Origin of the sequence: Streptomyces sp. NPDC057486, assembly GCF_042802415.1 — a bacterium.
GTDB lineage: Bacteria > Actinomycetota > Actinomycetes > Streptomycetales > Streptomycetaceae > Streptomyces > Streptomyces yanii.
In genome coordinates, this window is sequence record NZ_JBHVEE010000095.1 from 1 (window position 1) to 23,682 (window position 23,682).

22 protein-coding genes are annotated in these 23,682 nt (G+C 69.3%); 15 read left to right on the forward strand and 7 right to left on the reverse strand.

Annotated elements, in window-relative coordinates:
* Window positions 1-91: 91 nt before the first annotated feature.
* The 3 genes from ACFU6I_RS33040 to ACFU6I_RS33050 form a co-directional block, all read right to left on the reverse strand.
* Complete coding sequence (locus tag ACFU6I_RS33040; protein WP_384373312.1) at window positions 92-1,456, reverse strand: FG-GAP-like repeat-containing protein; 1,365 nt, start codon at window positions 1,454-1,456, stop codon at window positions 92-94.
* A gap of 378 nt (window positions 1,457-1,834) precedes the next feature.
* A complete protein-coding gene (locus tag ACFU6I_RS33045; protein ID WP_384373314.1) occupies window positions 1,835-4,102 on the reverse strand; it encodes a (Fe-S)-binding protein in 2,268 nt (755 codons plus the stop codon).
* Window positions 4,103-4,184: 82 nt separating this feature from the next.
* Window positions 4,185-4,748 (reverse strand): sugar transferase, encoded by a 564-nt coding sequence (locus ACFU6I_RS33050; protein WP_384373316.1) that lies wholly within the window; start codon window positions 4,746-4,748, stop codon window positions 4,185-4,187.
* 320 nt (window positions 4,749-5,068) lie between these two features.
* Between ACFU6I_RS33050 and dnaK the strand changes: the two genes are divergently transcribed.
* The 4 genes from dnaK to ACFU6I_RS33070 all read left to right on the forward strand — a co-directional run bounded on the left by dnaK (window position 5,069) and on the right by ACFU6I_RS33070 (window position 9,298).
* Window positions 5,069-6,922: a molecular chaperone DnaK gene (dnaK, locus tag ACFU6I_RS33055; protein ID WP_384373318.1), complete on the forward strand. Its 1,854-nt coding sequence runs from the start codon at window positions 5,069-5,071 to the stop codon at window positions 6,920-6,922.
* Window positions 6,919-7,569, forward strand: a complete 651-nt coding sequence (grpE, locus tag ACFU6I_RS33060) for a nucleotide exchange factor GrpE (RefSeq protein WP_384373320.1) — start codon at window positions 6,919-6,921, stop codon at window positions 7,567-7,569. The genes dnaK and grpE overlap by 4 nt, the downstream gene beginning before the upstream one ends.
* A 93-nt stretch (window positions 7,570-7,662) precedes the next feature.
* Window positions 7,663-8,850: a molecular chaperone DnaJ gene (gene dnaJ, locus ACFU6I_RS33065; protein WP_384373322.1), complete on the forward strand. Its 1,188-nt coding sequence runs from the start codon at window positions 7,663-7,665 to the stop codon at window positions 8,848-8,850.
* Between the two features lies 1 nt (window position 8,851).
* Complete coding sequence (locus tag ACFU6I_RS33070; protein WP_384032324.1) at window positions 8,852-9,298, forward strand: heat shock protein transcriptional repressor HspR; 447 nt, start codon at window positions 8,852-8,854, stop codon at window positions 9,296-9,298.
* A gap of 77 nt (window positions 9,299-9,375) precedes the next feature.
* Here ACFU6I_RS33070 and ACFU6I_RS33075 read toward each other — a convergent pair whose 3' ends face one another.
* Window positions 9,376-10,320: a helix-turn-helix transcriptional regulator gene (locus ACFU6I_RS33075; protein WP_384373370.1), complete on the reverse strand. Its 945-nt coding sequence runs from the start codon at window positions 10,318-10,320 to the stop codon at window positions 9,376-9,378.
* A gap of 170 nt (window positions 10,321-10,490) precedes the next feature.
* Here ACFU6I_RS33075 and ACFU6I_RS33080 point away from each other — a divergent pair, with 170 nt between their 5' ends.
* Together ACFU6I_RS33080 and ACFU6I_RS33085 are read left to right on the forward strand one after the other, a co-directional pair.
* The gene (locus ACFU6I_RS33080; protein WP_384373324.1) at window positions 10,491-10,679 is read left to right on the forward strand and encodes a hypothetical protein; all 189 of its coding nucleotides are present in this window, start codon (window positions 10,491-10,493) and stop codon (window positions 10,677-10,679) included.
* Window positions 10,676-10,996 (forward strand): (2Fe-2S)-binding protein, encoded by a 321-nt coding sequence (locus tag ACFU6I_RS33085; RefSeq protein WP_266984108.1) that lies wholly within the window; start codon window positions 10,676-10,678, stop codon window positions 10,994-10,996. Before ACFU6I_RS33080 ends, ACFU6I_RS33085 begins: the two co-directional genes overlap by 4 nt.
* Before the next feature lie 133 nt (window positions 10,997-11,129).
* On the opposite strand, the gene ACFU6I_RS33090 is transcribed toward ACFU6I_RS33085, so the two are convergent.
* Window positions 11,130-11,552 (reverse strand): pyridoxamine 5'-phosphate oxidase family protein, encoded by a 423-nt coding sequence (locus tag ACFU6I_RS33090; RefSeq protein WP_384373326.1) that lies wholly within the window; start codon window positions 11,550-11,552, stop codon window positions 11,130-11,132.
* Between the two features lie 235 nt (window positions 11,553-11,787).
* Between ACFU6I_RS33090 and clpB the strand changes: the two genes are divergently transcribed.
* A complete protein-coding gene (clpB, locus tag ACFU6I_RS33095) occupies window positions 11,788-14,385 on the forward strand; it encodes an ATP-dependent chaperone ClpB (protein ID WP_384373328.1) in 2,598 nt (865 codons plus the stop codon).
* A gap of 15 nt (window positions 14,386-14,400) precedes the next feature.
* Here clpB and ACFU6I_RS33100 read toward each other — a convergent pair whose 3' ends face one another.
* Window positions 14,401-14,856, reverse strand: a complete 456-nt coding sequence (locus tag ACFU6I_RS33100; RefSeq protein ID WP_384373330.1) for a hypothetical protein — start codon at window positions 14,854-14,856, stop codon at window positions 14,401-14,403.
* A gap of 145 nt (window positions 14,857-15,001) precedes the next feature.
* Between ACFU6I_RS33100 and ACFU6I_RS33105 the strand changes: the two genes are divergently transcribed.
* Window positions 15,002-15,550, forward strand: coding sequence for a YbjN domain-containing protein (locus ACFU6I_RS33105; protein ID WP_384373332.1), 549 nt, complete (start codon window positions 15,002-15,004; stop codon window positions 15,548-15,550).
* A 221-nt stretch (window positions 15,551-15,771) separates the two neighbouring features.
* Here the strand turns inward: ACFU6I_RS33105 and ACFU6I_RS33110 are convergent, their stop codons facing one another.
* Window positions 15,772-16,950 (reverse strand): pyridoxal phosphate-dependent aminotransferase, encoded by a 1,179-nt coding sequence (locus tag ACFU6I_RS33110; RefSeq protein ID WP_384373334.1) that lies wholly within the window; start codon window positions 16,948-16,950, stop codon window positions 15,772-15,774.
* 137 nt (window positions 16,951-17,087) lie between these two features.
* On the opposite strand from ACFU6I_RS33110, the gene ACFU6I_RS33115 reads away from it, so the two are divergent.
* The 7 genes from ACFU6I_RS33115 to fbaA all read left to right on the forward strand — a co-directional run bounded on the left by ACFU6I_RS33115 (window position 17,088) and on the right by fbaA (window position 23,633).
* Window positions 17,088-17,390, forward strand: coding sequence for a hypothetical protein (locus tag ACFU6I_RS33115; protein WP_384373336.1), 303 nt, complete (start codon window positions 17,088-17,090; stop codon window positions 17,388-17,390).
* Between the two features lie 307 nt (window positions 17,391-17,697).
* Window positions 17,698-18,219 carry a DUF2617 family protein gene (locus ACFU6I_RS33120; RefSeq protein ID WP_384373338.1) on the forward strand — a complete coding sequence of 174 codons (522 nt, stop codon included), beginning with the start codon at window positions 17,698-17,700 and terminating at the stop codon, window positions 18,217-18,219.
* Between the two features lie 84 nt (window positions 18,220-18,303).
* The gene (locus tag ACFU6I_RS33125) at window positions 18,304-19,914 is read left to right on the forward strand and encodes a polyamine aminopropyltransferase (RefSeq protein ID WP_384373340.1); all 1,611 of its coding nucleotides are present in this window, start codon (window positions 18,304-18,306) and stop codon (window positions 19,912-19,914) included.
* 119 nt (window positions 19,915-20,033) lie between these two features.
* On the forward strand, window positions 20,034-21,014 hold the full coding sequence (locus tag ACFU6I_RS33130; protein WP_384373342.1) for an SRPBCC domain-containing protein: 981 nt from the start codon (window positions 20,034-20,036) through the stop codon (window positions 21,012-21,014).
* Window positions 21,015-21,035: 21 nt separating this feature from the next.
* Window positions 21,036-21,836 carry an aldose 1-epimerase gene (locus tag ACFU6I_RS33135; protein WP_384373344.1) on the forward strand — a complete coding sequence of 267 codons (801 nt, stop codon included), beginning with the start codon at window positions 21,036-21,038 and terminating at the stop codon, window positions 21,834-21,836.
* Between the two features lie 25 nt (window positions 21,837-21,861).
* Window positions 21,862-22,401 carry an orotate phosphoribosyltransferase gene (pyrE, locus tag ACFU6I_RS33140; RefSeq protein WP_345517371.1) on the forward strand — a complete coding sequence of 180 codons (540 nt, stop codon included), beginning with the start codon at window positions 21,862-21,864 and terminating at the stop codon, window positions 22,399-22,401.
* Window positions 22,402-22,601: 200 nt separating this feature from the next.
* Window positions 22,602-23,633: a class II fructose-bisphosphate aldolase gene (gene fbaA / locus ACFU6I_RS33145; protein ID WP_384373346.1), complete on the forward strand. Its 1,032-nt coding sequence runs from the start codon at window positions 22,602-22,604 to the stop codon at window positions 23,631-23,633.
* Window positions 23,634-23,682 lie beyond the last annotated feature (49 nt).

Sequence of the window (23,682 nt, forward strand, 5' to 3'; positions counted from 1 at the left end):
GTACGAGGACGACCCTCCGCCTTGCGATCGCACGCACCGGACGCCGCCGGGCCCACCCTTCGGGCGGACGGCGGGACTTCCGACACACGCCCTAGGGGAGGAAGCCCGGGCGGATCGAGCTCTGGATGCCGGTGACCGTGATGCCGTTCGCCGAGCCCTTGAAGCGCAGGTAATCCGTGAACAGGTCGGCATAACCGTCGCGGTCCGAGTCGCGCAGCCGCAGCGAGCTGCCGAAGGACGAGTTGGCCTCCGGGTCCCCCGGTACGCCCGTGGTGGCGAGTTCGAACCACTGGGACCTGGTCCCGCTCAGGCCCTGGGAACTGCCGCGCAGGATGTGGACCGCACCGGCGTCGGCGTACTTGCCCAGATCCTCACCCACGGCGGAGACGGCGAGGTCCGGGTAGCCGTCGTGGTTCACGTCGCCGGCCGAGAGGTCGTGGCCGAACCAGTCGCCGTTCTCCGAGGTGCCGGTGACGCCGCTGGTGTTCTGGGTGAGTTTGGTGGTGGAGCCGGGGCCGGACGAGCCGCCGCGCCAGACGATGACGGCACCCTTCTCCCCGTCGGCCAGCGGCTGGCCGAGGGCGATGTCGCCGTAACCGTCCTTGTTGAAGTCGGCGACGGTGCCGCTCACGGCGAAACTGGAGTCCTCGCCCGTGCCGAGCTTCAGTGTCGCGCCGCGGGTGAGGGTGGAGCCGCCCCGGATGAACCAGGCTCCGGTGAGCGTGTGGCTGGGCCCGTCGACGCCGCCGACGACCACCAGGTCGGCGGCCGCGTCCTTGGTGACCTTGCCGGCCACCAGATGCTCGGCGAACAGGTCGTCACGGGTGAGCTTGGTGACGGTGCCGCTGAAGCCCGACTTGCTGAACGTGCCCCGGTAGACCTGTGCAGTGTGGTTGTTGATCACGGCGAGGTCGGGCTTGCCGTCGCCGTTGAAGTCGCCCGAGGCCAGATCGTCCCCGAACACGCCCCACGTCCGCGCATCCTTGTTCGGTACGACAGTGCCGCCCGAGAGACCGGCTGCCGAACCCCACAGGATGGTCACCGCCCCCTGGTGTCTGTGGCCGTTGACGGTTTCGCCGGGTGATCCGACGGCGAGGTCGGCGTAGCCGTCGCGGTTGAAGTCCGCGCCCGTCATGGTGATGCCGAAACCGTCCTCCCCCTCGTTGGATCCGGGGACGCCGGCGCTGTTCTGGGTGATGTTCTGGGCGCGTCCGTACGGGCCGGCCGCTGTGCCGTAGATGATCCCGACCGTGCCGGAAACGTCCGAGCCCGCGTCGGTCGCGCTGCCGCTGTAGGCGTAGTCGCGGTAGCCGTCTCCGTTGAAGTCGTCGGAGTACTTGGCGGTGGCCGCGGCGGCGCTGCCCGCTCCGGCTATGAGCAGGCCACCGGTGAGCAGGCCGCCGGTGAGGGCGGCGGCAGCGGTGGTGGCCAGGGTGGTGCGGAGTCTGCTGTGCATGCCGTTCGTCTTCTCCTGCTGCATGCGGGGATGCGCGAAGGCACCCGAAATCAGTTTCCGACGCCGGACTCCCTATGCCCTTTTCGCGTCAACTGTGACTGGGGACACAGGTGTTCGGCGAAGAAGTGACTTCCAGTGGGGGCAGATGGTTGTGCGGGACACGTGGGAAACGTGTGGTCGGTGTGATGTGGCAGTGAACAGCACGGTGCTGAAGGCGATCAGCGGCTGGTCGAGGCCGGCCGCCGGATACGGCGCCACCGGGTCCGCCCCGGTGCGTACGGACCACCATGTCCTGGCCTTGTCGAAGTCCGCCCAAAGCAGAAGCGGCCGGTCCTGCCCCCGAGGCAGGTCCGACCGCTTCTGTACCGCTGATACCGGCTACTTCACCGGCTCGGGCTCCGGAGCGTCCGCCGTCTCCGGCTCGCCCGCCGGGTCCGCCGGGGTCTTCACCGAGTCCAGCAGCAGCTGCGAGACGTCGACCACCTGGATCGACTCCTTGGCCCGGCCGTCGTTCTTCTTGCCGTTGACCGAGTCGGTCAGCATGACGAGGCAGAACGGACAGGCGGTGGAGACGATGTCCGGGTTGAGGGAGAGGGCTTCGTCGACGCGCTCGTTGTTGATGCGCTTGCCGATCCGCTCCTCCATCCACATCCGGGCACCACCGGCGCCGCAGCAGAAGCCGCGCTCCTTGTGGCGGTGCATCTCCTCGTTCCGCAGACCCGGCACCTTCGCGATGATCTCGCGCGGGGGCGTGTAGATCTTGTTGTGACGGCCCAGGTAGCAGGGGTCGTGGTACGTGATCAGGCCCTCGACCGGTGTCACCGGGATCAGCTTGCCCTCGTCGATGAGGTGCTGGAGCAGCTGCGTGTGGTGGATGACCTCGTACTCGCCGCCGAGCTGCGGGTACTCGTTCGCGATGGTGTTGAAGCAGTGCGGGCAGGTCGCGACGATCTTCTTCGACGACTTCGGCTTCTTCGTCGCCTCGTCCTCGTCGTCCTCGCCGAACGCCATGTTCAGCATCGCGACGTTCTCCTGGCCGAGCTGCTGGAACAGCGGCTCGTTGCCGAGGCGGCGGGCCGAGTCACCGGTGCACTTCTCGTCGCCGCCCATGATCGCGAACTTGACGCCCGCGATGTGGAGCAGCTCGGCGAAGGCCTTGGTGGTCTTCTTGGCACGGTCCTCGAGAGCGCCCGCGCAGCCGACCCAGTAGAGGTAGTCGATCTCCGACAGGTCCTCGACGTCCTTGCCGACGATCGGGACCTCGAAGTCGACCTCCTTCGTCCACTCGACGCGCTGCTTCTTGGCGAGCCCCCAGGGGTTGCCCTTCTTCTCCAGGTTCTTGAGCATCGTGCCCGCCTCGGACGGGAACGCGGACTCGATCATCACCTGGTAGCGGCGCATGTCGACGATGTGGTCGATGTGCTCGATGTCGACCGGGCACTGCTCCACGCACGCACCGCAGGTGGTGCAGGACCAGAGCACGTCCGGGTCGATGACGCCGTTCTCCTCGACGGTGCCGATCAGCGGGCGCTCGGCCTCCGCGAGAGCGGCCGCCGGTACGTCCTTCAGCTGCTCCTCGGTCGCCTTCTCGTTGCCCTCCATGTCCTTGCCGCCACCGGCGAGCAGGTACGGGGCCTTGGCGTGCGCGTGGTCGCGCAGCGACATGATCAGGAGCTTCGGGGAGAGCGGCTTGCCCGTGTTCCAGGCGGGGCACTGCGACTGGCAGCGACCGCACTCGGTGCACGTGGAGAAGTCGAGGATGCCCTTCCAGGAGAACTGCTCGACCTGGGAGACACCGAAGACGTCGTCCTCGCCCGGGTCCTCGAAGTCGATCTCCTTGCCGCCGGACGTCATCGGCTGCAGCGCGCCGAGCGCGACCGCGCCGTCGGCGTTCCGCTTGAACCAGATGTTCGGGAAGCCGAGGAAGCGGTGCCAGGCGACACCCATGTTGGTGTTCAGCGAGACCGTGATCATCCAGATCAGCGAGATGCCGATCTTGACCATCGCGGTGAAGTAGATGAGGTTCTGCAGCGTGCCGAGCGCGAGGCCCTTGAAGGCGAGGACCAGGGGGTACGAGATGAAGTACGAGGCCTCGTAGCCCTCCACGTGGTGGATCGCGCCCTCGAGGCCGCGCAGGGTCAGGATCGCCAGACCGATGCCGAGGATGACGTACTCGACGAAGTACGCCTGCCACGCCTTGGAGCCCGCGAACCGGGACTTGCGGCCGGCCCGGGAGGGGAGGTTCAGCAGCCGGATGGCGATCAGCACGAGGATGCCGACCGTCGTCATCAGACCGATGAACTCGGTGTACATCTCGAACGGCGGCCAGTTGCCGATGATCGGCAGGACCCAGTCGGCCTTGAAGAGCTGCCCGTATGCCTGGAGCAGCGTCGGCGGCAGTGTCAGGAAGCCGATGGCGACGAACCAGTGCGCGAAGCCGACGATCCCCCACCGGTTCATCCGGGTGTGGCCGAGGAACTCCTTGACCAGGGTGATCGTGCGCTGTTTCGGGTTGTCGGTGCGGCTGCCTGCCGGGACCGGCTGTCCGAGCTTGACGAACCGGTAGATCTGCGCGACGGCTCGGGCGATGAGCGCAACGCCGACCACAGTCAGCACCAGCGACACGATGATCGCGGCGAGTTGCATTTGGGGGCTCCTCGGGCCTGCGAGGGTGGGATCCAGCACTTACTAAGCAGTAACTTAATCAGTCTGTGCTGACACTATCCACTTATTCCGCCGCGCTGTAGCCGCGCAGCCGGTGATCTGTGTCGCTCAGGGGTGCCTTCCCGCGGTGGGTGAGCCCGCGGAAGGCGGCGCGGAGTGGGGTGTGTACGGCTTCCGCGAGGATGGCCAGGTCGAGTCCCAGCCAGTGCTGCTCGGCGTAGTGCTGGTCGAGCAGGGCGGGTTCGTCCCACGGCATTCCGGAGCGGGAGCGGACCTGGGCCAGGCCGGTGAGGCCGGGTCTCAGTTCCTGCCGCCAGTGTCGCGCACCGGCCTCGTTCGGGGTGCGCGCCCGCTCGTGGTCGGGGGTGAGCGGTTCCGGTCCGACGAGCGAGAGATCTCCCCGCAGGACGTGGGGCAGCCGGGACAGCACGTCCAGGCGCAGCCGGCGGGTGCCCAGGGAGCGCAGCACGAAGGGGCGGCCGGCCAGTCCGATCCGGGTGGAGCGGGTCAGTACGCGGCCCGGGGGGCGCTGCGCGGCGAGGGTGAGAGCTCCGGCGGCGAGCAGGGGGGCGGCCAGGGTCAGCAGGGCCGAGCCGAGGACGAGATCCAGTGCGCGCTTGGCTGTCATGTGCGACCTCGGTCTGGTCCACGCGTGTGTCTGCATCCGCATCCGCGTGCGCATCCGCATCGTTCACACCTGCCTGGTTCGGACGGGTCGAGTGTCAATTTTGTACGGCTCTCGCCATTTTGTGACAGAACGATCCCACGCGACGATGATGGACCGGGTGTGTGGCCCGCCGGGCGGTCGGGTGTCGCCCGTTGGTGTGCAGGTGGCGCGGGGTGTGTGCACGATAGTTGAGTCGACTCGACTCAGCTCTGTTGACTCCGGGACGCCTGTCATGCATCCTTGAGTCAGATCCACTCAAGTAGTCAGTTGGAGGAATTGAAATGGCACGTGCGGTCGGCATCGACCTGGGCACGACTAACTCCGTCGTCAGCGTTCTCGAAGGCGGCGAGCCCACCGTCATCACCAACGCCGAAGGCGCCAGGACCACGCCGTCCGTCGTCGCCTTCGCGAAGAACGGCGAGGTTCTGGTGGGCGAGGTCGCCAAGCGTCAGGCGGTGACCAACGTCGACAGGACCATCCGGTCGGTCAAGCGCCACATGGGCACCGACTGGAAGATCGACCTCGACGGCAAGAGCTTCAACCCGCAGCAGATGAGCGCCTTCATCCTGCAGAAGCTGAAGCGCGACGCCGAGGCGTACCTGGGCGAGAAGGTCACCGACGCGGTGATCACCGTTCCCGCGTACTTCAACGACTCCGAGCGTCAGGCGACGAAGGAGGCCGGCGAGATCGCGGGCCTGAACGTCCTGCGTATCGTCAACGAGCCGACCGCCGCCGCGCTGGCGTACGGGCTCGACAAGGACGACCAGACGATCCTCGTCTTCGACCTCGGTGGCGGCACCTTCGACGTGTCCCTCCTGGAGATCGGCGACGGCGTCGTCGAGGTGAAGGCCACCAACGGTGACAACCACCTCGGTGGTGACGACTGGGACCAGCGCGTCGTCGACTACCTGGTGAAGCAGTTCGCCAACGGTCACGGTGTGGACCTGTCCAAGGACAAGATGGCTCTCCAGCGTCTCCGCGAAGCCGCGGAGAAGGCGAAGATCGAGCTGTCCTCCTCGACGGAGACCACGATCAACCTGCCGTACATCACGGCGTCCGCCGAGGGCCCGCTGCACCTGGACGAGAAGCTCACGCGCGCCCAGTTCCAGCAGCTCACCGCGGACCTCCTGGACCGCTGCAAGAACCCGTTCCACAACGTCATCAAGGACGCGGGCATCCAGCTCTCCGAGATCGACCACGTCGTTCTCGTCGGTGGCTCGACCCGTATGCCGGCCGTCGCCGAGCTCGTCAAGGAGCTCACCGGTGGCCAGGAGGCCAACAAGGGCGTGAACCCGGACGAGGTCGTCGCCATCGGCGCCTCGCTCCAGGCCGGTGTCCTCAAGGGCGAGGTCAAGGACGTCCTGCTGCTCGATGTCACCCCGCTGTCTCTCGGTATCGAGACCAAGGGCGGCATCATGACGAAGCTCATCGAGCGCAACACGACGATCCCGACCAAGCGGTCCGAGATCTTCACGACGGCCGAGGACAACCAGCCGTCCGTCCAGATCCAGGTCTACCAGGGCGAGCGCGAGATCGCGGCGTACAACAAGAAGCTCGGCATGTTCGAGCTGACCGGTCTGCCGCCGGCCCCGCGTGGTGTCCCGCAGATCGAGGTCGCGTTCGACATCGACGCCAACGGCATCATGCACGTCGCCGCCAAGGACCTCGGCACCGGCAAGGAGCAGAAGATGACCGTCACCGGCGGCTCCTCGCTGCCGAAGGACGAGGTCAACCGGATGCGTGAGGAGGCCGAGCAGTACGCGGAGGAGGACCACCGCCGCCGCGAGGCCGCCGAGTCCCGCAACCAGGGCGAGCAGCTCGTCTACCAGACGGAGAAGTTCCTCAAGGACAACGAGGACAAGGTTCCCGGCGACGTGAAGACGGAGGTGGAGACCGCGCTCACCGAGCTGAAGGAGAAGCTCAAGGGCGAGGACACCGCCGAGATCCGTACCGCCACCGAGAAGGTCGCGGCCGTCTCCCAGAAGCTGGGCCAGGCGATGTACGCCAACGCACAGGCCGAGGGCGGCCCGCAGGCCGAAGGCCAGCCGGGCGCCGAGCAGGCCAGGGCCGATGACGACGTCGTCGACGCCGAGATCGTGGACGACGAGAAGGACGCCAAGGGCGGTGCGGCGTGACCGAGGAGACTCCGGGCTTCGAGGAGAAGCCCGACGTTCCCTCCGGCGCCACCTCTGACGACGCCGACCCGAAGGCTGCCTCCCCCTCCACGGAGGAGGGGGCGGCCCCGGCCGGGGACGTGAACCAGACGGCAGGTCTGACGGCACAGCTGGACCAGGCACGCAGCGCGCTCACCGAGCGCACCGGCGACCTCCAGCGGCTCCAGGCCGAGTACCAGAACTACCGCCGCCGTGTGGAGCGGGACCGGGTCACGGTCAAGGAGATCGCCGTTGCGGGTCTCCTGAGCGAGCTCCTGCCCGTGCTCGACGACGTCGGCCGCGCCAGGGAACACGGCGAGCTCGTGGGCGGGTTCAAGTCGGTGGCCGAATCGCTGGAGACGGTCGTCGCCAAGCTGGGCCTGCAGCAGTTCGGCAAGGAGGGCGAGCCCTTCGACCCGACGATCCACGAAGCCCTGATGCACTCGTACGCGCCGGATGTCACCGAGACGACCTGCGTGGCGATCCTGCAGCCGGGGTATCGCATCGGCGAGCGCACCATCCGCCCCGCGCGGGTGGCAGTGGCCGAGCCGCAGCCGGGCGCGAGCCCCGCGGCGGCCAAAGAGGAGAAGACAGACGACGAGGAGAGCGGTGGCACCGAGGAGGTCTGACATTTCGTCCGACCACCGCGGGGCCCACCGCCCGGTTCGGCGACCGGCCTGCGGGCCGGTCGCCCGGCCGATCGTCCGGAAGGAGGGACGTCGATGAGCACGAAGGACTTCGTCGAGAAGGACTACTACAAGGTCCTCGGCGTCCCCAAGGACGCCACCGAAGCCGAGATCAAGAAGTCGTACCGGAAGCTCGCCCGCGAGTTCCACCCGGACGCGAACAAGGGCGACAACAAGGCGGAGGAGCGCTTCAAGGAGATCTCCGAGGCCAATGACATCCTCGGCGACGCCAAGAAGCGCAAGGAGTACGACGAGGCACGCGCCCTCTTCGGCAACGGCGGATTCCGGGCCGGTCCCGGAGGCGCGGGAGGCAACTTCAACTTCGACCTGGGCGACCTCTTCGGAGGCACGCAGGGCGGCGGTCCCGGCGGCCCCGGAGGCTTCGGCGGCGGCGGCGGTCTGGGCGATGTCTTCGGCGGGCTGTTCAACCGGGGCGGTGGTACGGGGACACGCGTGCAGCCGCGCCGCGGGCAGGACATCGAGTCCGAGGTGACGCTCAGCTTCACCGAGGCGGTCGACGGGGCCACGGTTCCGCTGCGGATGTCCAGCCAGGCGCCCTGCAAGGCGTGTTCGGGCACCGGCGACAAGAACGGCACCCCGAGGGTCTGCCCGACCTGTGTCGGCACTGGACAGGTGTCGCGCGGCAGCGGCGGCGGATTCTCGCTCACCGATCCCTGCGTGGACTGCAAGGGCCGGGGCCTCATCGCCCAGGACCCGTGCGATGTGTGCAAGGGCAGCGGGCGGGCACGTTCGTCGCGCACCATGCAGGTCAGGATCCCGGCGGGCGTCTCCGACAGCCAGCGGATCCGGCTGCGCGGCAAGGGCGCACCGGGCGAGCGCGGCGGACCGGCCGGCGACCTGTACGTCGTCGTGCATGTCGACGCCCACCCGGTCTTCGGCCGCAAGGGCGACAACCTCACGGTCACCGTGCCCGTCACCTTCACGGAGGCGGCGCTCGGCGGCGAGGTGAAGGTCCCGACGCTCGGCGGACCGCCCGTCACCCTGAAGCTTCCGGCCGGCACCCCCAACGGGCGCACGATGCGCGCCCGCGGCAAGGGTGCCGTACGCAAGGACGGCACCCGGGGCGACCTCCTGGTCACCGTCGAGGTGGCGGTCCCCACGGACCTCACCGCCGACGCCCAGGACGCGCTGGAGGCCTACCGGAAGGCGACCGCGGGGGAGGACCCGCGGGCGGAGCTGTTCCAGGCGGCGAAGGGAGCTTGAGGTGGACGGCCGACGACGTAATCCGTACGAACTGACCGATGACTCCCCGGTGTACGTGATCTCGATCGCGGCCCAGCTCTCGGGCCTGCATCCGCAGACACTGCGCCAGTACGACCGCCTCGGCCTGGTCTCCCCGGACCGCACGGCCGGCCGAGGCAGGCGTTACTCGGCCCGCGACATCGAGCTGCTGCGCACGGTGCAGCAACTGTCGCAGGACGAGGGCATCAACCTGGCAGGCATCAAGCGCATCATCGAACTGGAGAACCAGGTGGCCGCGCTCCAGCAGCGCGTCGCCGAACTCTCCGCGGCGGTGGACGCCGCTGCGGCGGCGATGCAGCAGCGCGAGGCGCAGGTGCATGCGTCGTACCGGCGCGATCTGGTGCCGTACACGGATGTGCAGCAGACCAGCGCGTTGGTGGTCTGGCGGCCGAAGAAGCCCAAGGAATAGGCCGGGTTACGGCGCGTGGACGACGGCGGAGGCCCGTCACCCGGGAATGGGTGGCGGGCCTCCGCCGTGCGCACGGGTCATTGGTCCTGGTCCAGAATCCCTGACTGCGCAATGAGATATCCGAGTTGGGCTCGACTGCCGCTGCCCAGTGCGGAACTGAGCTTGGCGATGTGCGCGCGGCAGGTGCGTACGTTCATGCCGAGGCGGCGTGCTATGGCCTCGTCGACATGCCCTTCGACCAGCAGCTTCGCGATCGAGTGCCGTACGCCGGAGATGCCCTCGGGTGTCGGGTCGTACGGGACCTGTTCCTGCAGCGGGACCGCGCGTCGCCAGAACTGCTCGAAGACCTTGACGAGGTACTCCACCATCGCGGGGTGCCTCAGCTCCAGTGCCACCTGCCGGTCGTCCGTGGCCGGGATGAACGCGACGGTGTGGTCGAAGATCATCAATCGTTCGATGAGTTCTTCGAGCGTACGGATCTCCACCTTGTCCGACGCCATGCGTGCCGCGTAGGTGAGCGTTCCATGGCTGTGCCGGACGGTGTGCTGATAGAGGGAACGCATGCCGACGCCGCGCTCGGTGAGCATGTTGCCGCGCTCCACGGCGATGTTGAGGGCGTCCTCGCTGCGTCCGCCGCCCGGCTGGATGGTGAGCACCTCCGACCGGCACTCGGCCAGGGCGAGTTCGATGGAAGCGTTGATGCGCTCGATACCTTCGAGGACGGTGATCGCGTGCGTCGTCGGCGGGATCTGGGCGCTGATGGCCATGAATGGCTCGAAGGTCTCGGTCAGTTCGACCGACAGCCGTCTTCGGTCCTGGATCTCACGCTCGAGCGGGTGGAGCCGCTGGGTGAGCGCGGCGGCCGGCGGCACCGGCCGGAGCCATGTGGCGTCATCGGGGTCGGGGTGAAGCAGGGCGAATTCCAGCAAGCAGGGAGCAGGCTCCACTTCGGTGCGGGCTATCTTGCCCACGCTCAGTGCGCTCGCGTACAGCCGCGCTCCCTCCTCGCACAGACTGCTGATGGAGTGGGGATGTGTCGCTTTTGTGTTTTTTGTGGTCAATTCTCCACCCCCCAGGAATATGAATCAGCAGGAACATGATGCACCGCTTCTGTGGCATTGACGTGCCTGGATGAGCAATCGTCTTGTTCTGCGGGGGAGAGGAAACCTTGGAAGTGAGGACGAAGCCGAATATGGGTAAGAAGATGCTTCGCTCGGTGCTTGCTGCGGCCGTCTCCGCCGCGCTGGCGGCGGGGGTGCTCGGTACCCTCGACCTGGCTTGGGACAGTGCGCCCAACAAGACGGCTGGCGCGCAGGTTCGGGCCGTAGCGCCGCCCGACCTGGCTTGGGACAGCATTCCTGCGGATCTGGCGGAGGCGTGACCATCCCGCCGGACGACCGGGTCTTCCGGCGGGAGATGGCCTCGGCCTACCGCTCAGGGTGGCACTTCATCGATCTGCTCACGGCACTCCCCCGCCATGGCGATTCGTTGATGGTCACCCTGCTCGGAGAGCCTGTCGTCGTCGTTCTCGAGGACGACGACGAGGTCCGCGCCTACCGGTGTCTCCGCCGCCCCCGCGGGGCGCCGCAGCCTGTCAGGTGCGCGATCCGATACGGAATGATCTTCGTCAATCTCGATCAGCGTGACCACCAGCTGATCGAACCAGAAACCATCTCCGCCACCCCCCGCAGTGCCTGAGCGATCCCCCGTCGTTCCATGTCGCTCGGACACTCCCCCACACAGCGGCGCCATCGTGACCTGAACACGGTGGCGCCGTTGTGCTGCCCCGGGGCGGACGGTGGGGGACTGCCGGGGCTCACGGCCCCGGCCGTCAGGCCGTGCGGACCGGTGCGCCCCGGCCCAGCGCCCGTTCGAGGGCGATCTCGATGACGACCCGGTTCGGGTTGGGTGCCGGCGTGCGCCCATAGCGTTCCGCGTAACGGAGTACCGCGTCGTCGACCACGTCCTGTTCCGTACGGACCATCGCGCGGCCCTCCAGCGTCGCCCAGCGCCCCCGGTCCACCTGGCAGACCGCCACCCGTGCCCCGTCCGGACCGGCCGCCAGGACGTTGGCGACCTTTCTGCTGCTCTTGTTGGTGATGATGCGGGCGAGCCCGGCCTCGGGGTCGTACGTCACGCCGACCGGCACCACGTGCGGGCTCCCGTCGGGACGGTGGGTGGTCAGGGTGCACACGTGGTACTCGCGCCAGAAGGCGAGGTACTCGGGGCTGGGGTTGCGTACGTCTACGGCCATGGGGAAAGGGTAGGCATCCGCAGGCCCGTGCCCCGATGCGGTGCGGTGGCGGAGGAGCGGTCCGGCCGGTTCACTCGACCGGGAGTCCTGTTCCCTCTCCGGGGTCCGGCCCTGGGGCAAGTGGCGTGGGACCGACCCGACAGATGTACCTTGAGTGGAATAGACTCAACTTTGTGGACGTTGATCTGGTCAGAGTTATGGACAGGCCAGTCACCGCAAGGAGGAGAGAGCGCACGTGGACGCCGAGCTGACCAACAAGAGCCGGGACGCCATCAACGCGGCCACCAGCAGGGCCGTGAAGGACGGACACCCCGATCTGACCCCCGGGCATCTGCTGCTCGCCCTGCTCCAGGGCGAGGACAACGAGAACATCATCGACCTGCTGGCCGCCGTCGAGGCCGACCAGGCCGCCGTGCGCAGCGAGACCGAGCGGCTGCTCGCGTCGCTGCCCAGCGTCACCGGGTCGACCGTCGCCCCGCCGCAGCCCAACCGTGAGCTGCTCGCCGTCATCTCCGACGCCGCCCAGCGCGCGAAGGAGCTCGGCGACGACTACCTCTCCACCGAGCATCTGCTGATCGGTATCGCGGCCGAGGGCGGCCGCGCCGGTGAGATCCTCACCGGGCAGGGCGCCGGCGCGAAGAAGCTGCTGGACGCATTCGAGAAGAGCAGGGGAGGGCGCCGGGTGACCACACCCGACCCGGAGGGCCAGTACAAGGCCCTGGAGAAGTTCGGCACCGACTTCACGGCCGCCGCGCGCGACGGCAAGCTCGACCCCGTCATCGGACGTGACCAGGAGATCCGGCGCGTCGTGCAGGTCCTGTCGCGGCGTACGAAGAACAACCCCGTGCTCATCGGCGAGCCCGGCGTCGGCAAGACCGCCGTCGTCGAGGGGCTCGCCCAGCGCATCGTCAAGGGCGATGTGCCGGAGAGCCTGCGGAACAAGCGGCTCGTCTCGCTGGACCTGGGAGCCATGGTCGCGGGCGCCAAGTACCGCGGGGAGTTCGAGGAGCGCCTGAAGACCGTCCTCTCCGAGATCAAGGAGAGCGACGGCCAGATCATCACATTCATCGACGAGCTCCACACCGTCGTGGGCGCGGGCGCCGGCGGGGACTCCGCCATGGACGCGGGCAACATGCTCAAGCCGATGCTGGCCCGCGGCGAGCTGCGGATGGTGGGTGCGACGACGCTCGACGAGTACCGTGAGCGGATCGAGAAGGATCCCGCCCTGGAGCGCCGCTTCCAGCAGGTCCTGGTCGCCGAGCCGACCGTGGAGGACACCATCGCGATCCTCCGCGGCCTCAAGGGCCGTTACGAGGCGCACCACAAGGTGCAGATCGCGGACTCGGCGCTGGTCGCCGCCGCGACCCTGTCCGACCGCTACATCACCTCCCGCTTCCTTCCCGACAAGGCCATCGACCTGGTCGACGAGGCGGCGTCCCGGCTGCGTATGGAGATCGACTCCTCGCCCGTCGAGATCGACGAACTGCAGCGCGCCGTCGACCGCCTGCGGATGGAGGAGCTGGCGCTGAAGAACGAGACCGATGCCGCTTCCGTCCAGCGTCTGGAGAAGCTCCGCCGCGACCTCGCCGACAAGGAGGAGGAGCTGCGCGGCCTCACCGCCCGCTGGGAGAAGGAGAAGCAGAGCCTCAACCGCGTCGGTGAGCTGAAGGAGCGCCTCGACGACCTGCGCGGACAGGCCGAGCGCGCCCAGCGAGACGGCGACTTCGACACCGCCTCCAAGCTGCTGTACGGGGAGATCCCGGGCCTGGAGCGGGAGCTCGCCGAGGCCGACGAGGCGGAGCAGGAGGCCGCCAAGGACACGATGGTCAAGGACGAGGTGGGCCCGGACGACATCGCCGATGTCGTCGGCGCCTGGACCGGCATCCCGGCCGGACGCCTGCTGGAGGGCGAGACCCAGAAACTCCTGCGCATGGAGGAGGAGCTGGGCAGGCGGCTGATCGGCCAGACCGAGGCCGTGCAGGCGGTGTCGGACGCGGTACGCCGGACCAGGGCCGGTATCGCCGACCCGGACCGGCCCACCGGATCGTTCCTCTTCCTCGGCCCGACGGGTGTCGGCAAGACCGAACTGGCGAAGGCCCTCGCGGACTTCCTGTTCGACGACGAGCGGGCCATGGTCCGCATCGACATGAGCGAGTACAGCGAGAAGCACAGCGTCGCCCGGCTCGTCGGCGCGCCGCCCGGCTATGTCGGTTACGAGGAGGGCGGCCAGCTCACGGAGGCGGTCCGCCGCCGCCCGTACAGCGTCGTCCTGCTGGACGAGGTGGAGAAGGCCCACCCCGAGGTCTTCGACATCCTGCTGCAGGTCCTCGACGACGGCCGGCTCACCGACGGCCAGGGGCGGACGGTGGACTTCCGCAACACCATCCTGATCCTGACGTCGAACCTGGGCAGCCAGTTCCTGGTCGACCCGCTGACCAAGCCGGAGGAGAAGAAGGAGCGGGTCCTGGAGGTCGTCCGCGCGTCCTTCAAACCGGAGTTCCTCAACCGGCTCGACGACCTGGTGGTCTTCTCCGCCCTCTCCGGCGACGAGCTCGCGCACATCGCCGGGCTCCAGATCGACCGGCTCGCGAAGCGGCTGGCCGACCGGCGTCTCACCCTCGACGTCACCCCGGCCGCCCTGGCCTGGCTGGCGAAGGAGGGCAACGACCCGGCGTACGGGGCACGGCCGCTGCGCCGCCTGATCCAGACGGCGATCGGCGACCGGCTCGCGAAGGAGATCCTCGCGGGCGAGGTCACGGACGGGGACACCGTGCGGGTGGACACGTTCGGGGACGGCGAGGAGAGCGGTCTGATCGTGGGGGCCGCCCGGTAACGGACCGGGTGGTTCTCAGACGTCGAAAGGCTCGAAGCGTACGAGGGCGGTGCCGCCGCCCTCGTACACGACCGACACCTCGGCCGCGACCGCCTGGCTCGGCCGCTGGTCGCCGAACTCGATGTGCGCGCAGGTGTCGACCTTGTCGGCGCAGAACTCCGGGTCGAGCTCGGTGCCGGGGAACTCCGATTCCAGCCAGTTGTCCAGCTCCTTACGGGTGATCCGGAAGCGGACGTCGTACTCGGTGTCCAGCCAGGCGCGCCTCTTGCACTGCCGGTCGCGCGCCCCGGCCGGCAGCGGGACCCCGGTGAATTCCATCGCCTCGGCGCAGGGGACCTTCGAAACGAGAGGATCGTCGCTCGTCAGGAAGCCGATGACGGACCACCCGATCCAGGCGACGGCGAGCGCGGGCAGTGCCAGGAGCACCCAGGGGGAGCGGAAACGAGCGGCCCAATTGCGTGTTCCGTCCATGACATCCCCTCGCGCGGAGCCTCCCGGGTCCCCTCCCCGGCAGGCGGGATCATGTCAGCCGACAGCTGATCGGACCAGTCGGGGGTTGCCATTCCCCGCCTGCGATGGGAGAGGATGGCGCCAACCGTACGAAGGGAAATTCACGGTGAGCATCGACCCGTCCTCGATTCCGAATTTCGGGGGCCAGCCCGAACCGCAGGCGGCAGGACCGGAGGGCCCCGTCGTCCCTGACCAGGACCTCGTCAAGCAGCTTCTCGACCAGATGGAGCTGAAGTACGTCGTCGACGACGAGGGTGACCTCGCGGCGCCGTGGGAGGACTTCCGCACGTACTTCATGTTCCGTGGCGAGGACGAGCAGCAGGTCTTCTCGGTCCGTACGTTCTACGACCGCCCGCACGCCGCCGACCAGCGGCCGGTCCTCCTCGACGCGATCGACGACTGGAACCGCCGCACCCTGTGGCCCAAGGTCTACACCCACACCCACGAGGCCGAGGAGGGCGCCGAGGACACCGAGACGCCGGTCCGTCTGATCGGTGAGGCGCAGATGCTCATCGGTACGGGCGTCAGCCTGGAGCACTTCGTCTCGTCGACGGTCAGCTGGGTGCGGGCCTCGATCGAGTTCGACAAGTGGCTGCGGGAGCGTCTGGGGCTGGAGCCGGCCGACAAGGAGTCGGGCGACGCGCCGAGCGCCTGAGCGCACAGCCGTTCACAGCGCCGGCGGGACGGCGTCATCAGATACGTCCCGTAGCACGACAGCCCGGCCGGGGCGACGGTCACCACGACCGCCGTCCTCGGCCGGGTTTTTTTGTCGGGGTGTGCGCCGACGGCAGTGGCAGCGGGAACGCGGGCAGCAGGGAGCGCGGCTCGGACCCGAAGAAGCCGGAGCCGGACGGACGGCGCAGGACGGGCCGTCGCTCAGAGCCCCTTGAGTCGCGCGACGGCCTCGCGCAGCACGTCCTCCCGCTTGCAGAAGGCGAACCGGACCTTGCTGCGGCCCGCCTCCTGATGGTCGTAGAAGACCGCGTTGGGGATGGCGACGACCCCGCACCGCTCGGGCAGCGCGCGGCAGAACGCGAATCCGTCGGTCTCGCCGCCGAGCGGACGGATGTCGGTGGTGACGAAGTACGTCCCGGCAGGCCGGTAGACCTCGAATCCGGCCTCGCTCAGCCCGGCGCTCAGCAGATCCCGCTTGGCCCGCAGATCCGCGCGCAACCCGTCGAAGTAGCTGTCGGGCAGGCGCAGCGCCTCGGCGACCGCGTACTGGAACGGGCCCGCGGAGACGTAGGTCAGGAACTGCTTCGCCGAGCGGACCGCCGCCACCAGCTCCGGGGCCGCGGTCACCCAGCCGACCTTCCACCCGGTGAAGGAGAAGGTCTTGCCCGCGGAACCGATGGTCACGGTCCGCTCCCGCATGCCCGGGAAGCCCGCGATCGGCAGGTGGGTGCCCTCGAAGACCAGATGCTCGTACACCTCGTCGGTGACGACGAGGAGGTCCCGCTCGCAGGCGAGTGCGGCGATCGCCGCCAGCTCCTCGCGGGTCAGGACGGTGCCGGTCGGATTGTGCGGGGTGTTGAGGAGGATCAGCCGGGTGCGGGAGGTGACGGCGGCGCGCAGCTCGTCGAGGTCGAGCCGGTACGTACCGCTGTCCGCGTCCGGGTGCAGGGTGACCGGGACGCGGGTGCCGCCGGCCATGGCGATGCACGCGGCGTAGGAGTCGTAGTACGGCTCCAGGGCGATGACCTCGTCGCCGGGTTCCACCAGGGCGAGCAGGGCGGCAGCGATGGCCTCGGTGGCGCCCGCCGTGACGAGGACCTCGGAGTCGGGGTCGTACGCGAGTCCGTACCTCCGCTGCTGGTGGTCGGCGATCGCGGTGCGCAGTTCCGGGACGCCGGGGCCCGGCGGGTACTGGTTGCCGTGCCCGGCGCGCAGCGCGCGGACCGCGGCCTCCCGGATCTCCTCGGGGCCGTCGGTGTCGGGGAAGCCCTGGCCGAGGTTGATGGAGCCGGTCCGTACGGCCAGCGCCGACATCTCCGCGAAGATCGTCGTGCCGAACTCGGCGAGGCGGCGGTTGAGCAGCGGTCGTCCCTGTGTCATGCCCGCCATCCTGGGCCGAAGCTCTGGAGTTGCTCAAGTCTGCTTTGGCTCCGGAGGGCCGAGGGCATCCCCCACTCACGCGAGAAGCGGTGTGAAGCGGGGGACCTCGCTTCGGGGGACGGAAGGACGTGAGGTCGATGGAGAACTTTCCTGGTGTGCTGATCGGGGTCGTGGTCGTCGGGCTCGTCGTGGTGCTGCTGCTGGCGGCGGCGGCCAACCGGAGGTCGGGGCGGGTGCGCAGCGGGCGGCGCCGCGCGGGCAGGGGCTCGGGCGGTGGCGCGGCCGCCGGCGGCGGCTGGTGGGCCGGCGGCGGCGACGGCGGCGGCGGCTCGTCCTGCGGAAGCGGCGGCCACTCCGGTGGTCACTCGTGCGGCGGGGGCTCCTCGTGCGGCGGCGGTTCTTCGTGCGGCGGCGGGGGCGGATGCGGCGGAGGCAGCTGACACGGGGCAGCTGGTCCGCGTGGTGGAGGTGCTCGGCGGGTGAACTCCCGCCGGGCACCTTTTTGTTGGGCCGTGCGGCGCGTTGGCGGTGAACAGTTGAACCGTCGGGCCCCCGAGGGGATGGAAACCACGTCAAGTTGGGCAAAAACGCTGTGGACGCGGCGTACTTCATGATTCCCTCGGTGGAGAGAACATTCAGCCCTCGGGCCCCAGTTGGACCTGATCGGGCGTTCCCCACCCTCCCACGTGCGTCGTTACGGGGGCGCCCCCTGTCCATGTGTCCATGCGTGTTTTGCGGAGCCGACCCATGCTCACGACCCTCCAGACGTCCTATTCCGATACCCGTGCCGCCGATTTGGCCTGGGCGCTGGGGCGTGAACCGCTCCCAGCCCTGGCCGTGCTCGACCTCGAGCTCGGCGGGGCCCACTTGCAGCTGCGCCTGCTCGGCGCCTCTCACCAGGTGCTCCTCGAAGAGGACGGCGGCACCTGTTCCGAAACGGTCGCCTGCATCCCCGGCGGCTCCACGCCGCTGCCGCTCGGCGTCGCCAAGCGGCTCGGTGACTGGGAGTACGAATTCGCGGCGCGCGTCGAGACGCTCTCCGCGGGCTCCTTCGCCGGGCGCGCGCAGGAGCTCCTCGCGCTGGTGACCGACCATCCGCACGGCCTCGCGGGTACGTTCCCCGGCAGCCCGCACGCCTTCACCGCCATGCTCGCGCAGCGGTCGGAGGGCCAGGTCGGATGGCGCACCTGGCACGCGTACCCGCAGGAGGGGCAGTTGGTGGTGACCCGCACCAGGGTGAGAGTGCGGACGCCGGTGGTTGCGCTCTGAATCGCCTCAACTCGTTTGCGTGCACGGCACTTGCACCCTTGTGGGTGACAAGAAGCGACGGCGTCGTGACGTAGCGTTCGCATCATGATCGACCAGCAGGTGCAGGTGTCGTGGCGAGGCGGTGCGCCGCGTCTTCCCGTGCGACCGCGGACGGGTCGGTTCCTCGTGCTGGCCGCGGTCTTCGTCTGCGCCGCCTGCGGACTGGTCTACGAGCTCGAACTGGTCGCTCTCGCCTCCTACCTGACCGGCGACTCCGTCACCCAGGCATCCGTCGTGCTCTCCGTGATGGTCTTCGCGATGGGGATCGGCTCGCTGCTCGCGAAACGTTTGCGCAGCCATGCCGCCGTGGGTTTCGGGCTGATCGAGGCGGCTCTCGCACTGATCGGCGGCTGCTCGGCACTCGTGCTCTATGCGTCGTTCGCGTGGATGGGGGAGTCACGCTTCGCGCTGGTCGGGTTCTCGCTCGCCATAGGCATCCTGATCGGCGCGGAGATCCCGCTGCTGATGACGCTGATCCAGCGCGTCGACCGGCAGGACGCGGGCGGGGCGGTCGCGGATCTGTTCGCCGCCGACTACGTGGGTGCGCTGGTCGGTGGACTGGCCTTCCCCTTCCTCCTGCTGCCGGCCCTCGGCCAGCTCACCGGTGCGCTGCTCACCGGCACGGTCAACGCGGCGGCGGGCGGGGCGCTGGTGCTGTGGGTGTTCCGGCGGGACCTGACCCGGCGGTCCCGGTGGCTGCTGATCGTCGCCAACGTGACGGTGATCGTCCTGCTGGCCGCCGCCACGGCGCTGGTCGACGACTTCGAGCGGGTGGCACGGCGTGCGGTGTACGGGGACCAGGTGCGGGTCGCCGTACAGACCGACGTGCAGGAGGTCGTCCTCACCGGTGCGGGTCGCAGCTCGCTGGACCTCTTCCTGGACGGGCGGCTGCGGGTCAGCGCCCGCGACGAGTACCGGTACCACGAGGCACTGGTCCATCCGGCGATGAACGGGCGCCATGCCCGGGTGCTGATCCTGGGTGGGGGCGACGGTCTGGCCGCCCGCGAGGTGCTGCGCTACCCGGATGTACGGAGCGTCACGGTCGTCGAGCTCGACCGCGGCGTCACCCGACTGGCCCGTACCGACCCCGCCCTCTCCGCGCTGAACGCGCACGCGTACCGGGATCCGCGGCTGACCGCCGTCACCGCGGACGCGTTCAACTGGCTGCGGGAGGCGTCGCACGGCGGCTACGACGTGGTGATCTCCGACCTGCCGGACCCCGGGATCACGGCGAGCACGAAGCTGTACTCGACGGAGTTCTACGGCCTGGTCACCGACGCCCTCGCGCCCGGCGGACGGCTGGTGGTGCACGCGGGCCCGCCCGTCGTCCGGCCCCGGACGTTCTGGACGGTCGAGGCGTCCATGAGAGCGGCGGGCCTGCGGACCCGCCCGTACCGCATCTTCGGCCGTCCGTCCGGCTTCGCGGCGGGCCCGGACCGCACGACGGATGCTGCGCAGGGCCGCCCCGACTGGGGCTTCGTCCTCGCCCGCCCGGGCGGGCGGCCTCCGGCCCTTCACCTGCCTCCACGTCCGCCGAAACTTCGGTTCCTCTCGGAAGGGGAGCTGGCGCGGGCGGCCCGGTACGCGGAGAGCCGACGGATGCGGGGCCAGGTGCCGTCGACGCTCGTGCATCCGCGGTACTGGGAGGAGCCGTGAGGGCGCGAGGGGCACGCATGGTCCGGGGGATCGGAGGTGTGTCGCTCCGGGGGAGATCCCGTCTCTTCCGGGCGAGGAAGCGCTGACGGGGCGGCCGTGCCTGAGTAGGCTCGGTTTCCATGGAGCATGAGGTGTTCGTTCCGGTTCCGGTCCCGTCCCTGTTGCGGACGCTGGGCGACTCCGCCCGTGTCGCCCGCTGCGTGCCGGGCCTCCAGCAGGATGCCGACGTGTCCGCGGGCCCCCTGGCCGGCCGGCTCAAGGTCCGGATCGGCGGCCACACGATCACGTACCGCGGCACGCTGACACCGACCGCGCTGCCGGACGGGGCAGGGGTTTCCGTCACCGGCGAGGGTGTGGAGGCGCGGGGCACCGGCTCGGCGAAGCTCGGCCTGACGATCCGCCTGACGGAGACGGACGGCGGTACGACGATCGCGTTCACGGGCACGGCGGGCGGCGAGGGCCGCATCGTGGAGCTGGAACCTGAGGCGGCGCTGGCGGCGGCGTGCCGACTGCTGGACCGCTTCACGCAGCAGCTGGTGACCGAGACATTGGCGACGCACGGCGCGGGCGACCGGCCCGAGGGGGCGGCCGGGGAGCCCGAGGCGACTGCGGACGACGTGAGCACCGACCGCGTGCGGCCCGAGGGGGCGGTGTCCGGCGGGGTGCCCGCCGCCTCCGCACCGTCCGACGAGGGACCGTCCGGCGAGGGACCGTCCGGCGAATCGCAGTCCGAGGAGGCAGCCGCCACCGAGGCGCCGTCCGACGGCACGCCCCCTGCCGAGGCACCTTCCGACCGGACACCCCCCGGCACCGGCTCGGTCTTCGAGGCGCCGGTGCCGCCGTCCTCGCTCGACCCCCATGCGGACATGGGGTTCCCCGCCCCCGAGGGGCCGCCCGCCGAGGCCGCGCACGCGCGCAGGACCATGATCGGGCGCAGCGCGGAGGAGGTCGACCACGCGCCGCCGCGCGGCCGGTACGCCCCCGTGCCGTCGCCCGAGTCGACGACAGCCGGCACCACCCTGCGCTGGGTGGCCCCGGCGGCCGCCCTCGCGCTCGCCTCCGCGGTTGTCATCGGCCGGGCGCTGCGGCGGCGGAGGTAGCGGCGCCAGTAGTGTCGTCGTGTGAGCAGTAGCGAGAAGAACGTCCGGCTGTCCGTCGGCGACGCCGAGTTGACCGTGGATCCCGCCAATGGCTGCCGCATCAGCAGCCTCCGGATCGGGGGCACCGAACTGCTGCGGCAGGGGGAGCGGTACGGCTGTTTCCCCATGGTGCCGTGGTGCGGGCGGACCGAGAACGGCCGGTTCCACAACGGCGATGTGCTCCATCAGCTGCCGCTGAACTCCCCGCCGCACGCCATCCACGGCACCGGCCGTGACACCGCCTGGCTCACGGCGAAGGAGGGCGGGACCGACGCCGCGTTCTACTACGACCTGGCCGAGCCGTGGCCGTATCCGGGCCGCGTCACCCAGACCTTCGAACTGGCCGAGGACTCGCTCACGCTCGCGTTCGGCATCGAGACGTACGGGGACTCGTTCCCCGCGCAGGCCGGCTGGCACCCCTGGTTCCTGCGCAACCTCGGAACTGGCGGTGACGACGTGCAGATCGGCTTCGACGCCGCCTGGCAGGAGGAGCGGGGCGAGAACCATCTGCCGACCGGCCGCCGGATCCCGCCGCTGCCCGGCCCGTGGGACGACTGCTTCGGGATGCCCGACGGGGTCGACGTGACGCTCACCTGGCCGCAGCAACTGGAACTGAAGGTGAAGAGCCGGACCGAGTGGGTCGTCGTCTACGACGAGCAGGACGAGGCGGTCTGCGTGGAGCCGCAATCGGGTCCGCCGAACGGACTGAACACCGCGCCGCACTTTGTCACGCCGATCGACCCGCTGGAGATCGTGACGACCTGGAGCTGGCGCAGGCTGTGAGACGGGCGGCCTTAAGCTCGTAGCCATGACTGACGTACGTGCTGAGCTGCTCCAGCAGATCAAGGACAAGGCCGTGGTGCACGGCAAGGTGACCCTCTCCTCGGGTCTTGAGGCCGACTGGTACATCGATCTGCGCCGCATCACGCTGGACGGCGAGGCTGCTCCGATGGTCGGTCAGGTCATGCTGGACGTGACCGCCGAGCTCGACTACGACTGTGTGGGCGGGCTGACGCTGGGCGCCGACCCGGTCGCCACGTCGATGCTGCACGCTGCCGCAGCGCGCGGGGGACGGATGGACGCGTTCGTCGTCCGTAAGGCGCAGAAGGCGCACGGGATGCAGCGCCGGATCGAGGGCACGGACGTGAAGGGCCGCCGCTGCCTGGTGGTCGAGGACACCTCGACGACCGGCGGTTCGCCGCTGACGGCTGTGGAGGCGGTGCGCGAGGCCGGTGGCGAGGTCGTCGCTGTCGCCACGATCGTGGAGCGGGGCGCGGCTCCGGCCATTGCCGAGGCGGGTCTCCCGTACATCCACGCCTACACGGTGTCGGACCTCGACCTGGCCTGACCTGCGTTTTCCTCGAGGGCGGACGGTTTCACGTGAAACCGTCCGCCCTCGTCGTATGCGTCCGGCGGCCCGGCCCGCGCGTTGAAGGAGTCCGCCGGGTGGAGCCGGAGCGAGAGTCTGGGAAGATGGGGGCGACGATGACGTCGCCCCCAGGTCAGGGAACCAGCAACGCACACCCGCACATCCCAAGGAGCGGACAGATGCCCATCGCAACCCCCGAGGTCTACGCCGAGATGCTCGACCGGGCGAAGGCAGGCAAGTTCGCCTACCCGGCCATCAATGTGACGTCGACCCAGACCCTGCACGCTGCACTGCGCGGCTTCGCGGAGGCGGAGAGCGACGGCATCGTCCAGATCTCCACCGGTGGGGCGGAGTTCCTGGGCGGCCAGCACAACAAGGACATGGTCACGGGCGCCGTTGCCCTCGCCGAGTTCGCGCACATCGTCGCCGCCAAGTACGACATCAACGTCGCGCTGCACACCGACCACTGCCCCAAGGACAAGCTGGACGGCTACGTGCGTCCGCTGCTCGACATCTCCGCCGAGCGCGTCGCCAAGGGCCTGAACCCGCTGTTCCAGTCCCACATGTGGGACGGTTCGGCCGAGACCCTCGCCGACAACCTGGCCATCGGCGAGGAGCTGCTGGCCAAGGCCGCCGCCGCCAAGATCATTCTTGAGGTCGAGATCACCCCGACCGGTGGCGAGGAGGACGGTGTCACGCACGAGATCAACGACGAGCTGTACACCACCGTCGACGACGCGCTGCGTACCGCCGAGGCGCTCGGTCTGGGCGAGAAGGGCCGGTACCTGCTGGCCGCGTCCTTCGGCAACGTGCACGGCGTCTACAAGCCGGGCAACGTCGTGCTCCGTCCCGAACTGCTGAAGGACCTCCAGGAGGGCGTCAGCGCCAAGTACGGCAAGGCAGCCGGTAGCCAGCCCTTCGATTTCGTCTTCCACGGTGGCTCCGGCTCCACCGAGCAGGAGATCGCCACCGCGCTGGAGAACGGCGTCGTGAAGATGAACCTCGACACCGACACCCAGTACGCCTTCACCCGCCCGATCGTGGACCACGTGTTCCGCAACTACGACGGTGTGCTGAAGGTCGACGGCGAGGTCGGCAACAAGAAGGTCTACGACCCGCGCAGCTGGGGCAAGTCCGCCGAGGCGGGCATGGCCAAGCGTGTCACGGAGGCCTGCGCCAACCTGCGGTCCACCGGCACGAAGCTGAAGTAGCAGTAGGTACGAACGGCGGCCGTGGGCCCGGTACTCCCTGGGGGTGCCG